We start from the raw sequence: 17,430 nt of genomic DNA, 5'->3' as shown, positions 1-17,430 counted from the left end.
TATCACTTTGTATTTTGGGGATTGAACTCGTGCTCAACCCATTGTTTGCCCCAGTTTTCGAGGGTTTCCGCCTCGTGTGCCGCCGGGAAGAAAACAATCTTCTGAAACCCGGGGGGGAGGTACTCCTTCCAGTTGGTGCCGCCCGTGGCCTCCACGGCCTGGTCTTCCCTGTCCAGGTACCGGTAAGCCGATCCCAAATGCATCAGCGGCCAGTTGACATTGGCATTGAGGTCCATCCGTTGTAACGCGGATTTAAGGGCTTTATTATCCCTGGCCTCCGGCGGCAAATTTAAGTATTTATGGTAAATGGTGTTCCCCTTAACTTCTTTTGCGATCCGGATAAATCGAGGGGTATACCGGTATTCGAATTGCTTGAGGGTGAGGGTTTTTTCCCCGGTCCGGATATCGGTGGCCCCCATTTTCCAGTAGATATGCTCGTAAAGCTCCTCCAGGGGGTGTTCGGCAGAGAACCGGTGGCGTTCGGAAGGGTGGACCAGGAGTTCCAGTGGGGTGGCATAAATTTCAATCATCCGGTACTGGGCCGACTGGAATCCGCTTGCCGGCAACAGGGCCATGCGGTAGCGCAGGAACTGGCCGGGTTCCATCCCCCTGACCATGATGCTGAAGGAGGATATCAGGGCTTTGTAATAGTTGTTGATCCGGTTGAGCTTTTCAGTAAAGAACCCCACGTCCTGAGTCCGGTCATCCACAATCTGTTGCTGTTCATGCAGGATCAGCTTAAAGTACAACTCGGTAATCTGGTGGTACATGATGAAGATTTCCTCATCGGGGAAATGGGTGCGGGGGACCTGCAGGCTCAGCAGGGTATCGAGGTGGATGTAATCCCAATAGGTCAGGTAGCGCTGGTACAGCAAGCCATCGAGGTAAGAGCTGAGGTCCTGCCCGGAATCCCTGTACTTCTCTTCCAGCTTCCGGATCTGCTCCTCTACGCGCTCCCTTTGATCCATAGGTAGTAAGTGGGTTAATCCATAAGGATCCTGAATTGGTACTTCAGGCTGTTAAACCCGTCCAGGTCGGCCTTTATAGAGCCTACGGCCAGGTCGGCCTCAATCCGGATCGGGATTTTGTTTTTATCGTTAGACACCCACAAAGATAAACTTTCCTGTTCTTTAAACACCCTTCCGGACTGCACATAGGGGCGGAATTTCAGGCATTCCACCCTGCCGTACTTGGTGTTTAGGGTTTCCTTCCCAAGGTATTTCAGGCGGAATTTAAAAATCCCGTCGTCGTCGTAAAGCATGTCGATATCAATGCTTTTGCCTACTTCGAGGTCCTCGGCAGTATAGGAATTCCTGAGGAAATAGAACCCGGAAATCAAATCCTGCACGGTCCGCTCAAAGGGGATCCGCATTTTTTTCTGGTGTTTTTTATCGTGCAGCAGGGCTTCTTTCCCCCGATGATCGAACTGGATTTCGATGTCCTTGGTGTATCCGCCCTCATAAACCTTTCGTATAAAACGATACGGTTTCATGTCGGCCTTGCCGAAATAGCTTTCGTACGTATCGTCGACTTTGAAAAAAATACTCGCAAAACCGGTGGTTTTACCCTTGCCCACCACATGGTAGACCGGGACGTCCCCGATGGTGTCTTCAGTGAGGTGCAGGGTGGCATAGCTCGCATTGAGGATGCCGTAGTGGATCCGGAACTTCAGCCATTCCCCCGGCTTAAACGCGCTCTCCCCAAAGGCGGCGGGGCTGCCGGCACCATCGGGGTCTTCCGTGGGGTACTGGGCCAATGCCCCGGCAAGGCCGAGGGACAGGAAGAACCAGAGGATTCTGAAAGCAACCATAACAGGGCAAAGTTGAGCAAAAATCCGGTTCCCCGGAAGGGTACCGGCTCAATTTACAGTAAGTTAAACAACTTTTGTTCCAATGTATTGCGCAGATGGCCTTAAAAAGGTAGCCATCGATCCCTTCCGGGGGTGCGTACAGACAAAAAAAGCCCCGATCAGGCGATCGGGGCTTTTCCTAAATAACCAACCAAACTTTAAATTATGAAAAACCAATACTTAAAGTTATAAGGGAACCACCCCTTACGCTGACAAAAATACATCGATCCCGGGCGTCCGGAAAAATTTTTAACGGACTTTAACGACGACCTTAACACAGTTTTATTGGTTGGGCATCGATTTTTCAGAATTCGTTAAGAAGAACGGCGGTTACAGGGTTCCCCGGGAGGCCTGCTCCCTTTCAATGGCTTCGAAAAGCGCCTTGAAATTCCCCTTTCCAAAAGACTTTGCCCCTTTGCGCTGGATGATCTCCACAAACAGGGTGGGTCGATCCAGGATGGGCTTGGTAAAGATCTGAAGGAGGTAGCCTTCGTCGTCCCGGTCGATCAGGATCCCCAGGTCCCTTAAGGGGGCGAGGTCTTCGTCGATTTCCCCGACCCGGTCCAGGACGTCCTCATAGTAGGCGGGCGGGACTGTAAGGAAATCGACCCCCCTGTCGCGCAGGGCGCCAACGGTCTGGATGATGTTGTCGGTGGCCAGGGCAAGGTGCTGTACCCCGGCGCCGTTATAGAAGTCGATATACTCCTCGATCTGCGATTTCTTGCGTCCCTCGGCAGGTTCGTTGATGGGGAATTTGATCCTCCCGTTGCCATTGCTCATCACCTTGCTCATCAGGGCGGTATATTCCGTGGAAATGTCCTTGTCGTCAAAGGACACCAATTGGGCAAACCCCATGACCCGGGCATAGAAATCGACCCAGGTATTCATTTCGTTCCACCCCACGTTCCCCACCATGTGGTCGATATATTTCAGGCCCGTGGATGTGGGTTGATAATGAGGGTCCCACGCGCGGTAGCCCGGCATAAAGGGGCCGGAATACTTGCCCCGTTCCACGAAAACATGGACAGTTTCCCCGTAGGTATGGATCCCGGACAGCACCACTTCCCCATGCTCGTCCTTCAGGGTTTTAGGCTCAAAATAACTCCTGGCCCCCCGTTTTACCGTTTCCTCATAACTCTTCCGGGCGTCGTCCACCCACAGGGCAATCACCTTTACCCCATCGCCGTGCCGGTCGATGTGGCGGTTAAGCCCCCCCCCGGGTTTCAGGGGTGCGGTGAGCACCAGGCGGATTTTATCCTGTTGCAACACATAGGAAACGCGGTCTTTCAACCCGGTTTCCAAACCGGCATAGGCCAGGGGCTGGAAGCCCCAGGCAGACATATAGTAATGGGCGGCCTGCTTGGCATTGCCCACGTAGAGCTCCACGTGGTCGGTACCCAGCAGGGGGAGGAAATCCTCCGCCCCCGGGTTCTCTATGGGAAGTTTCATCGAAGTACTGTCTGTTAAAGCCATAAGCGTAATCTTTTTTCGGTTGTCTAAATCGGGTGCAGCGGGCATATAGGCCCGTATCGGAACAAAAGCGCAACCGTTGCCTTACCACATGGCGCGGTGCTGGGGGGTATTCCCGGGCAATGAAGAGGTCATCCGATCCCTTTTTTGCAAATATCGGAAAAAAAGCGCGACCCCGGGAAGGGGATGTCCCGGGGACGCCGGGCCCTCAAAACCAGTACCCGATGCTGAAAAACACGACATTATTGCGCGCCTCGGGCGACCAGGAGTAGAGGACCTGTACCGGGCCAAAGAAGGAATCCCAGCCATAGCCCAGGCCATACCCTGTAAAGTTTGGGGCCGTAAACCATTCCCCGGTCCGGAACAGGTCGTCTTCCACGTTGGCCGCATTGGCAGAGAGCATCAGGTGGTGCTTTGGGGAGAACTGCCAGTCGAGCCGGGCGTAGGACTTTACATAGCTGTTGCCGGGCAGGCTCAAAAAATCGTATCCGAGGAAGGGGATAAAGTTATTCAGGGTAATGCTTCCATAGCCCCCAAGCACAAAATCGAGGGAGGTCACGGGGGAAGTCCCCAATTTGAAACCGCCTTCCGTCTCCAGGTTCAGGCTGAGGTTTCCCCACAGGGGGAATGCTCCCCCCATCCGCGCCTTGCCCACCGCGAATTCCCTGAAATTATCGTTGAAATCGGAAGAAAAAAGGTAGAGGTGGAAATCCCCGTCGAAATAGAGGCCGCGACTGGGAAAGTACCGATTGTCATACGTGTCGAGCATAAGGCTCCCGTAGGTGCTGAAATAATGGCTTTTTTCGAAAAAGGTGCGCTCAGCAGGAGGCACGAATTCCGCCGCGCTTTCCGCCGGGTCCAATTCATTGAGGTTGGTGGTGCTGTATTTCAGCAGCTTGTGTTCGATCCCGATCCCAAAGGCAAATTCTTCGCGCAAAACCGTCTGCAGGTATACCTGGTTGGTCAGGTCGACAACATCGAGGGTGATGTTGTTGATGTTGGGGTTTTCACGGGTCTGGAAATTGGACTGGATCACACGGTAGTTGATTTCATGGTCGAACTCGTTATACCGCGAATTCACCCCAAAACTCCAGTAACTTCCGCGGTCCACGTAATATTCGGCATTGTAGCGGACCTTGTCGCCCAGGATCAGGTCAAAGGAGGCCACATCGTCGTCTAACAGGAACCGTTTCCGGGTCAGGTTGATCAGGGCCCCGCTCTTGAAAAGGTCGTCGTAATGGACCCCGATGCGCAGAAAGGTCCTGACGGGGTTTTGATTCAGTTTCAGGACCATGTCTTCCCCTTCCCCGCTGGAAAGCAGTTCATACCGAATGGCCTGGAAATTTCCCGTGGCGGCGAGGTTGGAAATCCCTTCATTGAGGTCCGAAAACGAGATTTTCTCGGAAAGGTCGAATCGCAATTTCCCCTTGACATAGCCCCGGGAATAATTGTTCGCCCCTTTAATGACCAGCCGGTTCACCTGAAGGGAATCCGCCAACCCGGGGTGTAGCGGCCTTGGCGGGGGGTTCCCCTGACGGGCTGCCAGGGCCTCCATGGCAGGACGCTGGTTTTCCGCTGCCCGCACCCCTTCGGCTATGATGCTGTCGCGAAGGGCAAAATCAATGACGCTGTACTGGTCCATTTCCGGCCTGATGTACAGGTCCGTCCTCAGCGATTTCTCCTTCATCTGCCCTACCGTGCGGTAGTTGTTTATCTGCAGCAGGACTTCTGTGGCCGAGGTGAGGGATTCGCGGTCCCGCAGGCCGTGCTGAACGTCGACCCCGATCACCAGGTCTGCCCCCATGGCCCGTACTTCATCCACCGGGTAATTGTTCAGGACGCCCCCGTCAATAAGGATCCGTCCATTGACCTCGGCGGGTTCGAACAGGGATGGAAACGTGCCGCTGGCCATAATGGCCTCGGGGAGGTATCCCTGGTCGAGGCGGATTTCCTCCCCCGTCTCCACGTCGGTGGCAATGCAAAAAAACGGGATGGGCAACTGGTTGAAATCACTGACATCCCTCACATGGTAGAGGGCCCTTACGAGCTCGTTGTAGATGTTCTGACCCCCTGAAAGGGCGGCCGGGAAAGAAACCCTGAACTTGTTGAAGGGCAGGGTAAGGGCATAGCGCTCCGAATCTTCCTTTTCGTGGAAGGATTTGGCCGAACGGGGCAGGTTGTCCTGGATAAGTTGCGAAAAATCGGTGGCAGCGAACAGGGAATCGAGCTGCCGGGCCGAATACCCCGATGCATATAACGCCCCCACAATGGCCCCCATGCTGGTGCCCCCGATATAATCGATGCGGACGCCGGCCTCTTCAATGACCCGGAGCGCCCCAATATGGGCCATGCCTTTTGCCCCGCCCCCGCTGAGCACCAGCCCAACCCTGGGCCCGGCCTGCCCCGGAAGGGTATCCTGGGCCCTTCCCAGGAAGGGGATCAGCAATAAGAGGCAAAAGAGGTTTCGCATAGGGGAAAGTTACTTTATTCCCGCAAACTATCATATACTTTCCGGGCTTTAACGGGGCCGATGACCGCAGCCAGGTCTTCCAGGGAGCTTTCCCTGATGCGCCTGACCGACTTGAACTTCTGAAGGAGTTGGCCGGCCGTTTTTTCACCTATGCCGTCAATCCCTTCCAGGGCCGAGGAAATGGCCCCTTTGCTACGCCGGTTCCGATGGTGCGTGATCCCGAAACGATGGGCTTCATTGCGCAGCTGTTGCAGCACCCGGAGGGTCTCCGATTTTTTGTCTAGGTAGAGCGGGATCGGGTCTTGCGGAAAGTAAATTTCCTCGAGGCGTTTGGCGATGCCGATAATGGAGATTTTTCCCCTCAGGCCCAACTCGTCGAGGCTTTTCACGGCAGCTGAGAGCTGGCCTTTGCCCCCGTCGATCAGGATAAGCTGCGGAAGCTCCTCCCCTTCGTCGAGCATCCTTCGGTACCTCCTGAAAACAACCTCCGTCATGGAAGCAAAATCATCGGGGCCCGTAACGGTCTTAATATTGAAGTGCCGGTATTCTTTTTTGGAAGGTTTCCCGTCCCGGAACACCACACAGGCCGCCACCGGGTTGCTGCCCTGGATGTTGGAGTTGTCGAAACACTCGATATGCCGGGGCTCCCCTGGCAGGCGAAGGTCCCTTTTCATCTGGTCCATAAGCCTTTTCGTATGCCGGTCGGGGTCCGTGATCCTGATCTGCTTGAAGCGTTCCTGCCGGTACATCCGGGCATTGTGCCGGGAAAGCTCCACAAGCTTCTTTTTGTCGCCCAGTTTGGGGACAGTGACCTTCAGGTCCCCCGGAAGGGGTACCCTGTAGGGCAGGTAGAGCTCCCGGCAGGCCGATTCGAAACGCTCCCTCAAACGGACCACAGCCAGGGCGAGCAGCTCCTCATCGGGTTCTTCCAGCTTTTTCTTTATTTCCACCGTGTGGGAACGAACCACAAGACCATGGCTTACCTGCATGTAATTCACGTAGGCATGGGTGGCGTCCGAAACGATGGAGAACACATCCACATCGGAAATATTGGGGTGCACCACGGTAGATTTGGCCTGGTAGCTTTCCAGCACGGCTATTTTTTCCTTGATCGCCTGGGCTTCCTCAAAATGCATCTCCCCCGCAAGCCGTTCCATCCGCTGGCGGAGGTTCTGGAGGGAGTGCCGGAAATTTCCCTTGATGATCTCCCGGATGTCGTCTACTTGTTTTTGGTACGACGCCTCATCCTGGAATTCCTCGCAGGGGCCCAGGCAGTTCCCAAGGTGGTATTCGAGGCAAACCCTGTACTTCCCCTTGCTGACCTTTTCTTCCGAAAGGTCGTAGGTACAGGTGCGGAGGGGATACACGCTTTTGATCAGGTCAAGCAGGGCCCTGACCGTTTTCATCTGGGTATATGGGCCAAAATATTCGGAGCCGTCACGGATGCGCCTTCGCGTGGGAAAAATCCGGGGGAAACGCTCCTTCTTGATACACAGCCAGGGGTACGACTTGTCGTCGCGCAGCAGGACGTTGTAGCGGGGCTGGTGTTCCTTGATCAGGTTGTTCTCCAGTAGCAGGGCATCGGATTCAGTGGCGACCACAATATGCCTGATGGAATCGATTTTGCGCACCATAACCCGGGTCTTTCCGTTCGGGTGGGTTTTGGCAAAATAGGAACCCACCCTTTTCTTCAGGCTCTTGGCCTTTCCCACATAGAGGATCTTCCCTTCGGCGTCGAAGAACTGATAGACCCCCGGGCTGTCGGGCAGGGTTTTTAACTGGACCGAAATGGGCAACTCGCTCATGGATACTGCATAGGCCCTACAAAGATACGGCTCCCGGGACGGAATCGGGCCCTGAAGCCAACCTGTTGCGACACCCCCCGTTTTCGCCTCAGGGATAGAGGTGATGGAAAATTGCAGGCACGCATTGGATCTTTATCGGGTGGGAACTGAGAAACATAGACGTATTTTTCTGATTTATAGTAATTTATCTATTATAAAGCCGCAGATTGCAGACCGCTGTGAATTTGCTGTTTGGTTAAAAAAATACTAAATGTGTGCATTTCATCGATTTTTTGATACCGTTTATGGTTTTGGCAACATTTTTTTTACTTAAATTTAAAACGATAAAGACCAGCACCTTATGGACAACTACCTTATCACCCTGGGCATGTACCTGATTTTGATGCTTTTTTTCAAGATCTACGTGGCGGTTTCCGCCAAGGAATAACGCTGCTTAAAAAGCATCCCCCCTACTCCCCAAAAGTTTAATCGGACGCTATGCTCAAAAAGGCGCTTCGGTTAACCCACAGCCGTCTCAGAAATTCACTTACCCCGGACCAGCGAGAAGAAAAAAGCCTCGCCATAGCCAACCGGTGCCTGGAACTCCCGATCTGGGGAGCCCGGGTCTACCACCTCTTTATGAGCATCCCTGAAAAAAATGAAGTGGATACCTCATTCCTGCTTACTGCCCTCCAGGGCATGGACAAAGACGTCGTCGTCCCCAGGGTGGCCCCGGGGGGCGTGCTCAGGCATTACCTGCTGACCGACAATACCCTGCTAAAGCCGAATGACTGGGGAATTCCCGAACCCCAGGGAGGGATCGAGGTGACCCCGGAACAGATCGATGTGGTTTTCGTTCCCCTCCTCGCTTTTGACCGGCAGGGTTTTCGGGTGGGGTATGGGGGCGGCTACTACGACCGCTTCCTTGCCTCGTGCCGCGAAGGGGTGCGCACCGTGGGGCTGTCTTTTTTCGAACCTGTTGAAAAGATTGCGGACCTGCATGAAGGGGACGCCCGCCTGGATTTCTGCATAACCCCCGGGGCGGCCTATTCCTTTTGAGGGGCTTCCTGCCCGAAGGCTTTTTTATTGAAGACCAGCAAGATCCCCACCCCGGTACTGATTGCAGTATCGGCTATGTTGAACACCGGTTCGAAAAACCGGAAGGCCTGCCCCCCTACCCAAGGGACCCATTGGGGCCAGGTGGTATCGATCAGGGGAAAATACAACATGTCCACTACCTTGCCATAGAACAGGCCGGCGTAGGGTTCCTCTGCCAAAAAAACGGCTACCTGGCCATAACTGTGGTTGAAGAGCATCCCGTAGAACAGGGAGTCTATGATATTGCCCACTGCCCCGGCGAAAATAAGGCTGACCGCCAGGACCAGGGTGGTGTTGGCTCCTTTCTTCAGCAGGCCCCAGAGCCAGTAGCCGATACCGGCGATGGCAAAGAGCCGGAAAATGGTAAGGATAAGCTTTGCATTCCTCTCAGAAACAGGCAACAAATCGCTGAGCTTGGTGCCCCAGGCCGCCCCTTCGTTTTCGATGAACAGGATGCGGAACCAGGAGAATACCTCCACGGATTCGCCCAGCGGGAAATGGGTTTTAATGTAGACCTTGCTCGCCTGGTCGGCCACCAGGATAAGGGCTATCAGCAGGAGCGATTTTCTCAGGAGCATCCGATAGTTTTCAATGGATCAAAAATAGGGATTAAAAACCAAATGCCCCCTCCGCAATGCCGGCCCCTTTACAGGGAGCAGGAGACAGTGATATTCCCGCTGTTACTGAGCAGGTGCAGGTGGTGGTCCCCTGAAGGAATTGGCTGCAGGAATACCTCCCCATAGGCCGACCGGGCGTCCACATCCCCCCGGCAAATATTGGCGTAAATGGGGGCCGAAGCGGTACGCACTTCCGAGTTCAGGGCGGTGTGGCCAAGATGGCAACTCCCGTCATTAAAGGCTATTTTGAGATCCTGGTAGTGTCCCGACGTCACCACCTGGCAGGTTTGGGCATTTAGCATGACGCTTTCGCCCCTGGGCACAGTAACCTTCATGCGTACCGAAATCACCTTATGGGCCCCAAGTTTGTCGTTGGGGAGCTCGAATTCAGGTCCGAACCGGGTGGTTACAAAAAGGGTGCTGCCCACTTCGCGGAACAACACCAGCAGGTCCTTTCCATACTCCCCTTCCATCCGGGCCTCCACGGTTACTTCCTGGGTATCTTCGGTCTCCAGGATCACCTCGTAACACAGGTCGCCATTAATGCTGATGGAGGATATCCCCGGGTTCAGCAGGGTTTTGGTAAGCACCTTCTGGGGATAAGCCCTGGCGGGGACCAGCAGGAAACCCATTGCGAGTGCCAGGAGTACAGGGTAAAAAAAGCGCCCGGGAGGGCGCTTGCAATTACTTCTGCATGTTTTTCGCCTCAATGCTGAGCGTAGCATGCGGGACCAGCTTTAGGCGTTCCTTGTTGATGAGTTTTCCGGTAACACGGCATATTCCGTAGGTTTTATTTTCGATCCGGAGCAGGGCATTTTTCAGGTCGCGGATGAATTTTTCCTGACGGATGGCCAATTGCGTGTTCGCCTCCTTGCTCATGGTCTCCGACCCTTCCTCGAACGCCTTGAAGGTCGGGGAGGTATCGTCCGTACCGTTGTTCCCGTCGTTCATATAGGAGCTCTTCAGCAGGTCAAGGTGATTTTTGGCCTTTTCGATTTTCTCTTCGATGATCGCCCTGAATTCTTCCAGTTCCTTGTCGGAATATCTCACTTTTACATCTTGTTCCATAGTGTCAATGTTTTTTAATAGACAATTTCGTGGCGACCTCATCGAAAGCAATTTCCGTGCCTTCTTCCAATTCATCCGCAAACTGCAGGCCGGCCGCCAGGGTTTCTGACTTAATATACTGCAAATTGCTCAAAACGGCCTTTTCAACCGTTTCATCTTTCAAAAATGTAATGTCAATCCGGTCGGTTACCTCAAACCCGGAATCCTTCCGGAGGTTCTGAATCCGGTTGACCAGCTCCCGTGCAATACCTTCCCGGCGCAGCCCGTCGCTTATGGTCACATCCAGGGCTACCGTGGTATTGCCTGAAGAAGCCACCAGCCACCCCTCAATGTCCTGGGAGCTGATTTCTACATCTTGTAACTGTAAAGTAAGACTTTTATTTTCCAGTTCAAGGAGAAATTCCCCTTCCCGCTCGATTTGCTGGATATCTTCCTGGGTCATGGCCGCCACGGCAACAGCAATGGCTTTCATATCTTTCCCGTACCTGGGGCCCAGGGTTTTGAAATTGGGTTTGATGCTTTTGACCAGGAGGCCGGAAGCATCATCGAGTAGTTCGATTTCCTTTACATTCACCTCCGATTTAATCAGGTCGGCCACCGATGCGATCTCTTTTCGCTGAGCGGGGTTCAGCACGGGGATCATGACCTTCTGCAGGGGCTGCCTCACCTTGATCTTTTCCTTCTGGCGGAGGGAAAGGACCAGGGAGGAAACGGTCTGGGCTTTCCCCATTTTGGCCTCGAGTCCCTTGTCGATCAGGGCAGCGTCCGACTTGGGGTAATGGGACAGGTGCACGCTTTCTTCCCCTTCCAGGATCGTGCCCCCGAGGAGGTCGCGGTAGAGTTGCTCCATAAAGAAGGGGGCTATGGGTGCCGCCAGTTGCGCGACCCTCAGGAGGCAGGTAAAGAGGGTCTGGTAGGCTGAAACCTTGTCCTGTCCGTACTCGCCTTTCCAGAACCTGCGCCGGCAGAGCCTCACATACCAGTTGCTCAGGTTCTCCTGCACGAAATCGGAGATCATGCGCGCAGCCCTTGTGGGTTCGTAGTCGGCGTAAGCCCTGTCGGTTTCGAGGATCAGGGTGTGGAGCTCGGAAAGGATCCAGCGGTCGATTTCGGGGCGCTCCACCACGGGGATCTCCGGTTCCCGGTAACAGAACCCGTCGATATTCGCATACAGGGCAAAAAACGAATACGTATTGTACAGGGTGCCGAAGAACTTGCGCTTCACTTCAACCACCCCTTCCATGTCGAATTTGAGGTTGTCCCAGGGGTTGGCATTGGCGATCATATACCAGCGGGTGGCGTCGGGGCCATGGGTGGCCACGGTTTCAAAGGGGTCCACCGCATTCCCGAGCCGCTTCGACATCTTCTTCCCTTCCTTGTCCAGGACCAGCCCATTGGAAACCACGTTCCGGTAGGCGATGGAATCAAACACCATGGTGGCAATGGCGTGCAGGGTATAGAACCAGCCGCGGGTCTGGTCTACCCCCTCGGCGATGAAATCAGCCGGGAAGGCGGTCCCGGAATCGATCAGTTCCCTGTTTTCAAAAGGGTAATGCCACTGCGCATAGGGCATGGAGCCGCTGTCGAACCAGACGTCGATCAGGTCAGCTTCGCGCTTCATGGGCCTCCCCGACGGGGAAACCAGGACCACCTGGTCCACGATATTTTTATGGAGGTCGATCTTTTCGTAGTTCTCCTCAGACATATCCCCGGGGACAAACCCGTCAAAAGGGTCGCGGTCCATGAACCCGGCTTCCATGGATTTCCGGATTTCCTCCCGGAGTTCCGCCACCGAACCGATGACCACTTCTTCCTGTTTGTCCTCCGTCCGCCAGATCGGCAGGGGGATGCCCCAATAGCGCGAGCGGGAGAGGTTCCAGTCATTGGCCGAAGCCAACCAGTTGCCGAAACGCCCTTCCCCGGTGGCCTTTGGTTTCCAGTTGATCTGCTGGTTGAGCTCAAACATGCGGTCGCGGATGGCGGTGACCTTGATGAACCAGGAATCCAATGGATAATACAATACCGGCTTATCGGTCCTCCAGCAATTGGGGTAACTGTGGGTGTATTTCTCGACCTTGAAGGCCTTGTTCTCCTCTTTCAGGCGGATGGCAAGTTCCACATCCACCGATTTTTCCGGGGCCTGGCCATCCTCGTAGTACTCATTCTTGACATATTTGCCCGCGAGTTCCCCCATTTCGGGGCGGAACTTCCCCTGCAGGTCCACCAGGGGCACGGGGTTGCCCATCTCGTCAAGCACCAGCATGGGGGGCACGGGCGGTTTCGCCGCCAGGGCTACCTGCATGTCATCAGCCCCGAAGGTAGGCGCGGTATGGACAATACCCGTACCGTCTTCGGTAGTCACAAAATCGCCCCCGATCACCCTGAAGGCGTCCCCGGCATTCTCATACGGGAGGGCATAATCAAGCAACTGATGGTAACGGACCCCGATCAGGTGTTCCCCTTTAAACCCTGCCAGGATGCGATAGGGGATTTTCCTGTCGCCGGGCTGGTACTCCGGCCATTCCCCCCCTGGGGGGCAGGCTTCGAACTTTGGACCAAACTGAGTGGAGACCAGCGCCTTTGCCAGGATGACCTTTATGGGGAGGTGGGTATACTGGTTGTAGGTTTCCACCAGTACATAGTCGATCTTCGGCCCCACGGTAAGGGCGGTATTGGACGGCAGGGTCCAGGGGGTGGTGGTCCATGCAAGGAGGTAAACCTTTCCCCCCAGCTGCCTCAGGTCGGCCGGCAGGGACTCCGGGAGGGCTTCAAACTGGGCGGTAACCGTGGTATCCGTAACATCCTGGTAGGTGCCCGGCTGGTTGAGCTCGTGGGAACTCAGCCCGGTGCCTGCCTTGGGGGAATAGGGCTGTATGGTATACCCTTTGTAGAGCAGCCCCTTGTCGTAGATCTGCCGGAGCAGCCACCATACGGTTTCCATGTATTTGGGCCTGTAGGTGACATAGGGGTCTTCCATATCGACCCAGTAGCCAATTTTTTCGGTCATCTCGTTCCAGACGTCCGTGTACCGCATTACTGCCTTTTTGCAGGCTTCGTTGTATGCTTCGATGGAGATTTCAGAACCGATGTCTTCCTTGGTAATGCCCAGTTCCTTTTCGACGCCCAGTTCAATCGGGAGGCCGTGGGTGTCCCACCCGGCCTTGCGCTTTACCTGGAACCCCTTCATGGTCTTGTAACGCGGGAAGATATCCTTGATGGTGCGCGCCATCACGTGGTGGATCCCCGGCATGCCGTTGGCCGAGGGAGGGCCTTCATAAAACACGTATGGGGTACCTCCCTCGCGGGAGCTGATGCTCTTCTCGAAGATCTTTTGGGACTTCCAGAACTCCAGGATGTCCTCAGCCACCTGCGGTAGGTCCAGGCCGTGGTATTCGTTGAATTTCATCTGGCGCTGCGCTATACGGTTCCTCAAATTTCTAAAATGCGCAAAATTAGTGAATTTAGCCGGAACCTGGAGGGTCCTGAACAGGGAAAACAGGGGGCCTCAGGAAAATACCTCATCCAGTACCGCCAGCGACTTTGGCTTCCTGAAGCCGTTCAGGTGTACTTCATAATACTGCACAAGGTGCCCCAGCAGGGCCCTTCGCTGTTTCTGCGTCATGCCAACCTGGTGGATAGCCTCGAAGCCCGTTCCCAGGAACGCCTTGAAGTGGGCCACTTCCTCCCCGGCCATACAGGGGTTCAAGGTGGGTTCCCGGCAAAAGGCGCCTTCCGCCAGGTCGAAAAACCCGGCCTCCGGGTCGTCCTGTGCCGGATAAAACCCTAAGTAGCGGCTCAGGCCAATGAGGAAAGCCAGGTGGAAATTGGCCACCTGCCCGTGCTGGTCCAGCCACTGCAGTGCCGTTTCCAAATACCTGAAAAGTGGAAGGTTGGGCTCCTCCTCCCTGAGGCTTTGGGCAAGCACCTCCGACAGGAACATGGCAATGGCGCTTTTGCGGATATCGGAGTGCAGGGAAATATAAGGGTAAGTGATGGCAGCCTCCCGCACATACCCGAGGCGGCCGGAAGGGCTTGTGGTAGCGATGATTTCCAATTGGGTGAGAGGCTGGAAATGGGCCTTCTTCAACTTCCCCCTGCGGCTCTGGAGGACCCCCCGGAGCATAAAGGACTGCACCCCTGCCTCAGCGGTAAACAGCTTTGCGATGAGGCTGTTGTCGCCATACTTGAGCGAATTCAGGACAATGGCTTTCGAATGGATGGGCACGGGCGGTTTGGCTTGCCCCAAAGATACGCCGAATCGCAAAAGAAATCCCCCGGGCCGTCGGCCCGGGGGATTAAAAGGTTACAGGTCCTGAGGGCCGCCTTAGATGACCCCCTGGGCCAGCATGGCATCTGCCACTTTTACAAAGCCTGCTATGTTTGCCCCTTTTACATAGTTGCAATAACCGTCCTCTTCCATCCCGTATTCGATACAGGAATCATGGATATCGGACATGATGGCCCGAAGGCGCTGGTCGACCTCTTCCCGGGTCCAGCTGATCCGCAGGGAATTCTGAGACATCTCCAAACCGGAGGTAGCCACCCCGCCCGCGTTGGAAGCTTTTCCGGGGGCGAATAAAATCTTCGCCTCCTGGAAAGCGTGGATCGCCTCGGGGGTAGAGGGCATATTGGCCCCTTCCGCCACACAGAGGCAACCGTTTTTGATCAGGACCCGGGCATCGTCGCCTTCCAGTTCGTTCTGGGTGGCGCAGGGCAGCGCGATCTGGCAGGGTACCCCCCAGGGGGTTTCCCCTTTGTGGAAGGTAGCCCCGGGGAACTGGTCCACATATTCCGAAATTCGGCCGCGCCGGTTGTTTTTGAGGTCCATGATCCAGGCCAGCTTTTCGGCATCGATCCCGTTTTTATCGTAGATGTACCCGCCGGAATCGGAAAGGGTCAGCACCTTTCCGCCCAGGTGGATAACCTTTTCCGCGGCAAACTGGGCCACGTTGCCTGAACCGGAAATCACCACGTCTTTACCCTCCACGGATTCGTTTCGCCTGGCGAGCATGTTTTCGGCAAAATACACGGTGCCGTAGCCGGTAGCTTCCGGGCGGATTTTGGACCCCCCCCAGGAAAGCCCTTTCCCGGTCAGGACCCCTGTAAATTCATTGCGGATTTTTTTATACATGCCGAATAGGTACCCGATCTCGCGCGCGCCAACCCCGATGTCACCCGCAGGCACGTCGGTGTTTGGGCCGATATGGCGGCACAGCTCCGTCATAAAGGCATGACAGAAACGCATGACCTCATCGTCGGATTTCCCCTTGGGGTCAAAATCGGAGCCTCCTTTTCCTCCCCCCATGGGCAGGGTGGTAAGGCTGTTTTTGAACACCTGTTCAAAGGCCAGGAATTTCAGGATACTGGCGTTTACTGAAGGATGGAACCTCAGCCCGCCCTTGTAAGGGCCGATAGCTGAGTTCATCTGAACCCGGTAGCCACGGTTGACATGGATTTCTCCCCGGTCGTCTACCCATGACACCCGGAAGGAGATCAGGCGCTCCGGCTCCACCATGCGCAGGAGGATGTTTTTTCCGTTGTAAATGTCGTGCTGGGCAATGTACGGGATGGTAGTTTCCGCTACCTCCTGTACGGCCTGGAGGAATTCGGGCTCATGACCATTTCGGGCTCTTACTTCATCCATAAAAGCCTCGATCTTCGCTTGGATATCGGACATAGTTCTTTAGGGTATGGTTGTCGATTTAAAAATATAGGCGCAAAATTATGTGTTTCCCTTAATTGCAGGAACCTTTTTTTGAAAAATCGACAAAATAATTTCCGGTGTCCACGAAGGGCGGCAACCCGCTTCCTATCCCAGCAAAGAGAGGGCCTGCCTGAGGTCCTCCACCAGGTCCCTGGCATCCTCGATCCCAACGCTCAGGCGGAGGAGGGCGTCCGTGACCCCGCTCTTTTCCCGTTCTTCCCTGGGGATGCTGGCATGGGTCATGCTGGCAGGGTGCCCGGCAAGGCTTTCCACCCCCCCGAGGGACTCAGCCAGGGTGAAGACCCTGAGGGACTCCGCGATCCGCACGGCATCCTGGTAGTCGGCGCCTTTGGGGACAAAGGAAATCATCCCCCCGAAATCGGACATCTGCGCCCTGGCGACCTGGTGGTTTGGGTGGTCTTCGAACCCGGGCCAGTATACTTTTTCCACCAGGGGGTGCGCCCGGAGGAAAGCAGCTACCTCCCTCCCGTTTTCACAGTGGCGCTGCATGCGCACGTGCAGGGTTTTGATTCCCCTAAGCACCAGGTAGCTGTCCATGGGGCCGCAGATCGCCCCACTGGCATTCTGGAGGAAATATAGCCGGTCTGCCAGATCCTTATCGCGCACGACCAGGGCCCCGGCCACCACGTCACTATGGCCCCCCAGGTACTTTGTGGCCGAATGCATAACGATATCGGCCCCCAGGTCGAGCGGTTGCTGCAGGTAGGGGGTGGCGAACGTATTGTCCACCGCGAGCAGGATATTGCGCCCGGAGGCCAGGGAAGCCACCGCCCGGATATCGATGATGTTCATCATGGGGTTCGTGGGCGTTTCCACCCATATCAGCCGGGTTTTGGGGCCGATGGCTTCCTCAATCCGCGGAAGGTGCTGCATGTCCACAAACCGGAAACGAATCCCCAGTGGCTCAAAAACCCTGCGGAACAGCCGGTAGCTCCCCCCATACAGGTCGTGTGTGGAGACGACTTCGTCTCCCGGTCCCAACAGTTTCAAAACCGTATCCATGGCCGCCAGGCCACTGGAAAAGGCAAGGCCGTACTCCCCGTTCTCAATGCTGGCGAGCGAATTTTCCAGGGCCTGCCGGGTGGGGTTTCCGCTTCGGGAATACTCGAATCCACGGTGGACCCCCGGGGATTCCTGGGCAAAGGTGGAAGTTTGGTAAATCGGCGGCATGACGGCCCCATAGGCCTTGTCGGGGTGCTGGCCTCCGTGGATGGTCCTGCTGTTGAAATGAAGGGGCTTTTTCATACCTCGGAACGGTTTGGGCAAAGGTATTCGGAATAGGGGCACATTCCAACCTTTCGCGGGAAAATGAACCCCATATCACCTCCTTTATAGTACCTTTGGACCAA

At 55.2% G+C, this 17,430-nt stretch carries 13 protein-coding genes; 1 reads left to right on the top strand and 12 read right to left on the bottom strand.

The genetic code is table 11. From position 1 onward, the window contains the following. Positions 1-2: 2 nt before the first annotated feature. From NG653_RS06345 to uvrC, 5 genes are all read right to left on the bottom strand, one after another. Positions 3-968, bottom strand: a complete 966-nt coding sequence (locus NG653_RS06345) for a tryptophan 2,3-dioxygenase family protein (protein ID WP_252740844.1) — start codon at positions 966-968, stop codon at positions 3-5. Between the two features lie 14 nt (positions 969-982). Further along, positions 983-1,810 carry a DUF3108 domain-containing protein gene (locus NG653_RS06340; protein ID WP_252740843.1) on the bottom strand — a complete coding sequence of 276 codons (828 nt, stop codon included), beginning with the start codon at positions 1,808-1,810 and terminating at the stop codon, positions 983-985. Between the two features lie 369 nt (positions 1,811-2,179). Further along, entirely contained in the window at positions 2,180-3,322 is a 1,143-nt protein-coding gene (gene hppD, locus NG653_RS06335) for a 4-hydroxyphenylpyruvate dioxygenase (protein ID WP_252740842.1), read from the bottom strand. 205 nt (positions 3,323-3,527) lie between these two features. Beyond that, positions 3,528-5,789 (bottom strand): patatin-like phospholipase family protein, encoded by a 2,262-nt coding sequence (locus NG653_RS06330; protein WP_252740841.1) that lies wholly within the window; start codon positions 5,787-5,789, stop codon positions 3,528-3,530. A gap of 14 nt (positions 5,790-5,803) precedes the next feature. After that, positions 5,804-7,594, bottom strand: a complete 1,791-nt coding sequence (gene uvrC, locus NG653_RS06325; protein WP_252740840.1) for an excinuclease ABC subunit UvrC — start codon at positions 7,592-7,594, stop codon at positions 5,804-5,806. A gap of 477 nt (positions 7,595-8,071) precedes the next feature. Here uvrC and NG653_RS06320 point away from each other — a divergent pair, with 477 nt between their 5' ends. Then, positions 8,072-8,632: a 5-formyltetrahydrofolate cyclo-ligase gene (locus tag NG653_RS06320; RefSeq protein WP_252740839.1), complete on the top strand. Its 561-nt coding sequence runs from the start codon at positions 8,072-8,074 to the stop codon at positions 8,630-8,632. Here the strand turns inward: NG653_RS06320 and NG653_RS06315 are convergent. The 7 genes from NG653_RS06315 to NG653_RS06285 all read right to left on the bottom strand — a co-directional run bounded on the left by NG653_RS06315 (position 8,620) and on the right by NG653_RS06285 (position 17,326). Beyond that, complete coding sequence (locus NG653_RS06315; protein ID WP_252740838.1) at positions 8,620-9,249, bottom strand: lipoprotein signal peptidase; 630 nt, start codon at positions 9,247-9,249, stop codon at positions 8,620-8,622. The genes NG653_RS06320 and NG653_RS06315 overlap by 13 nt on opposite strands. A gap of 68 nt (positions 9,250-9,317) precedes the next feature. After that, a complete protein-coding gene (locus NG653_RS06310) occupies positions 9,318-9,920 on the bottom strand; it encodes a hypothetical protein (protein WP_252740837.1) in 603 nt (200 codons plus the stop codon). A 52-nt stretch (positions 9,921-9,972) separates the two neighbouring features. Then, complete coding sequence (locus tag NG653_RS06305; protein WP_252740836.1) at positions 9,973-10,356, bottom strand: TraR/DksA family transcriptional regulator; 384 nt, start codon at positions 10,354-10,356, stop codon at positions 9,973-9,975. 4 nt (positions 10,357-10,360) lie between these two features. Beyond that, positions 10,361-13,762 (bottom strand): isoleucine--tRNA ligase, encoded by a 3,402-nt coding sequence (gene ileS, locus NG653_RS06300; protein WP_252740835.1) that lies wholly within the window; start codon positions 13,760-13,762, stop codon positions 10,361-10,363. Between the two features lie 99 nt (positions 13,763-13,861). Then, a complete protein-coding gene (gene recO / locus NG653_RS06295) occupies positions 13,862-14,581 on the bottom strand; it encodes a DNA repair protein RecO (protein ID WP_252740834.1) in 720 nt (239 codons plus the stop codon). Positions 14,582-14,680: 99 nt separating this feature from the next. Next, complete coding sequence (gdhA, locus tag NG653_RS06290) at positions 14,681-16,033, bottom strand: NADP-specific glutamate dehydrogenase (protein WP_256470432.1); 1,353 nt, start codon at positions 16,031-16,033, stop codon at positions 14,681-14,683. 132 nt (positions 16,034-16,165) lie between these two features. Continuing rightward, positions 16,166-17,326 (bottom strand): cystathionine gamma-synthase, encoded by a 1,161-nt coding sequence (locus NG653_RS06285; RefSeq protein ID WP_252740833.1) that lies wholly within the window; start codon positions 17,324-17,326, stop codon positions 16,166-16,168. Positions 17,327-17,430: the final 104 nt, after the last annotated feature.

This window comes from Robiginitalea marina (assembly GCF_024006985.1).
Classification (GTDB): domain Bacteria; phylum Bacteroidota; class Bacteroidia; order Flavobacteriales; family Flavobacteriaceae; genus Robiginitalea; species Robiginitalea marina.
Note: the sequence above shows the minus strand (reverse complement) of the source record. Positions and strands in the feature narration are given on the sequence as shown.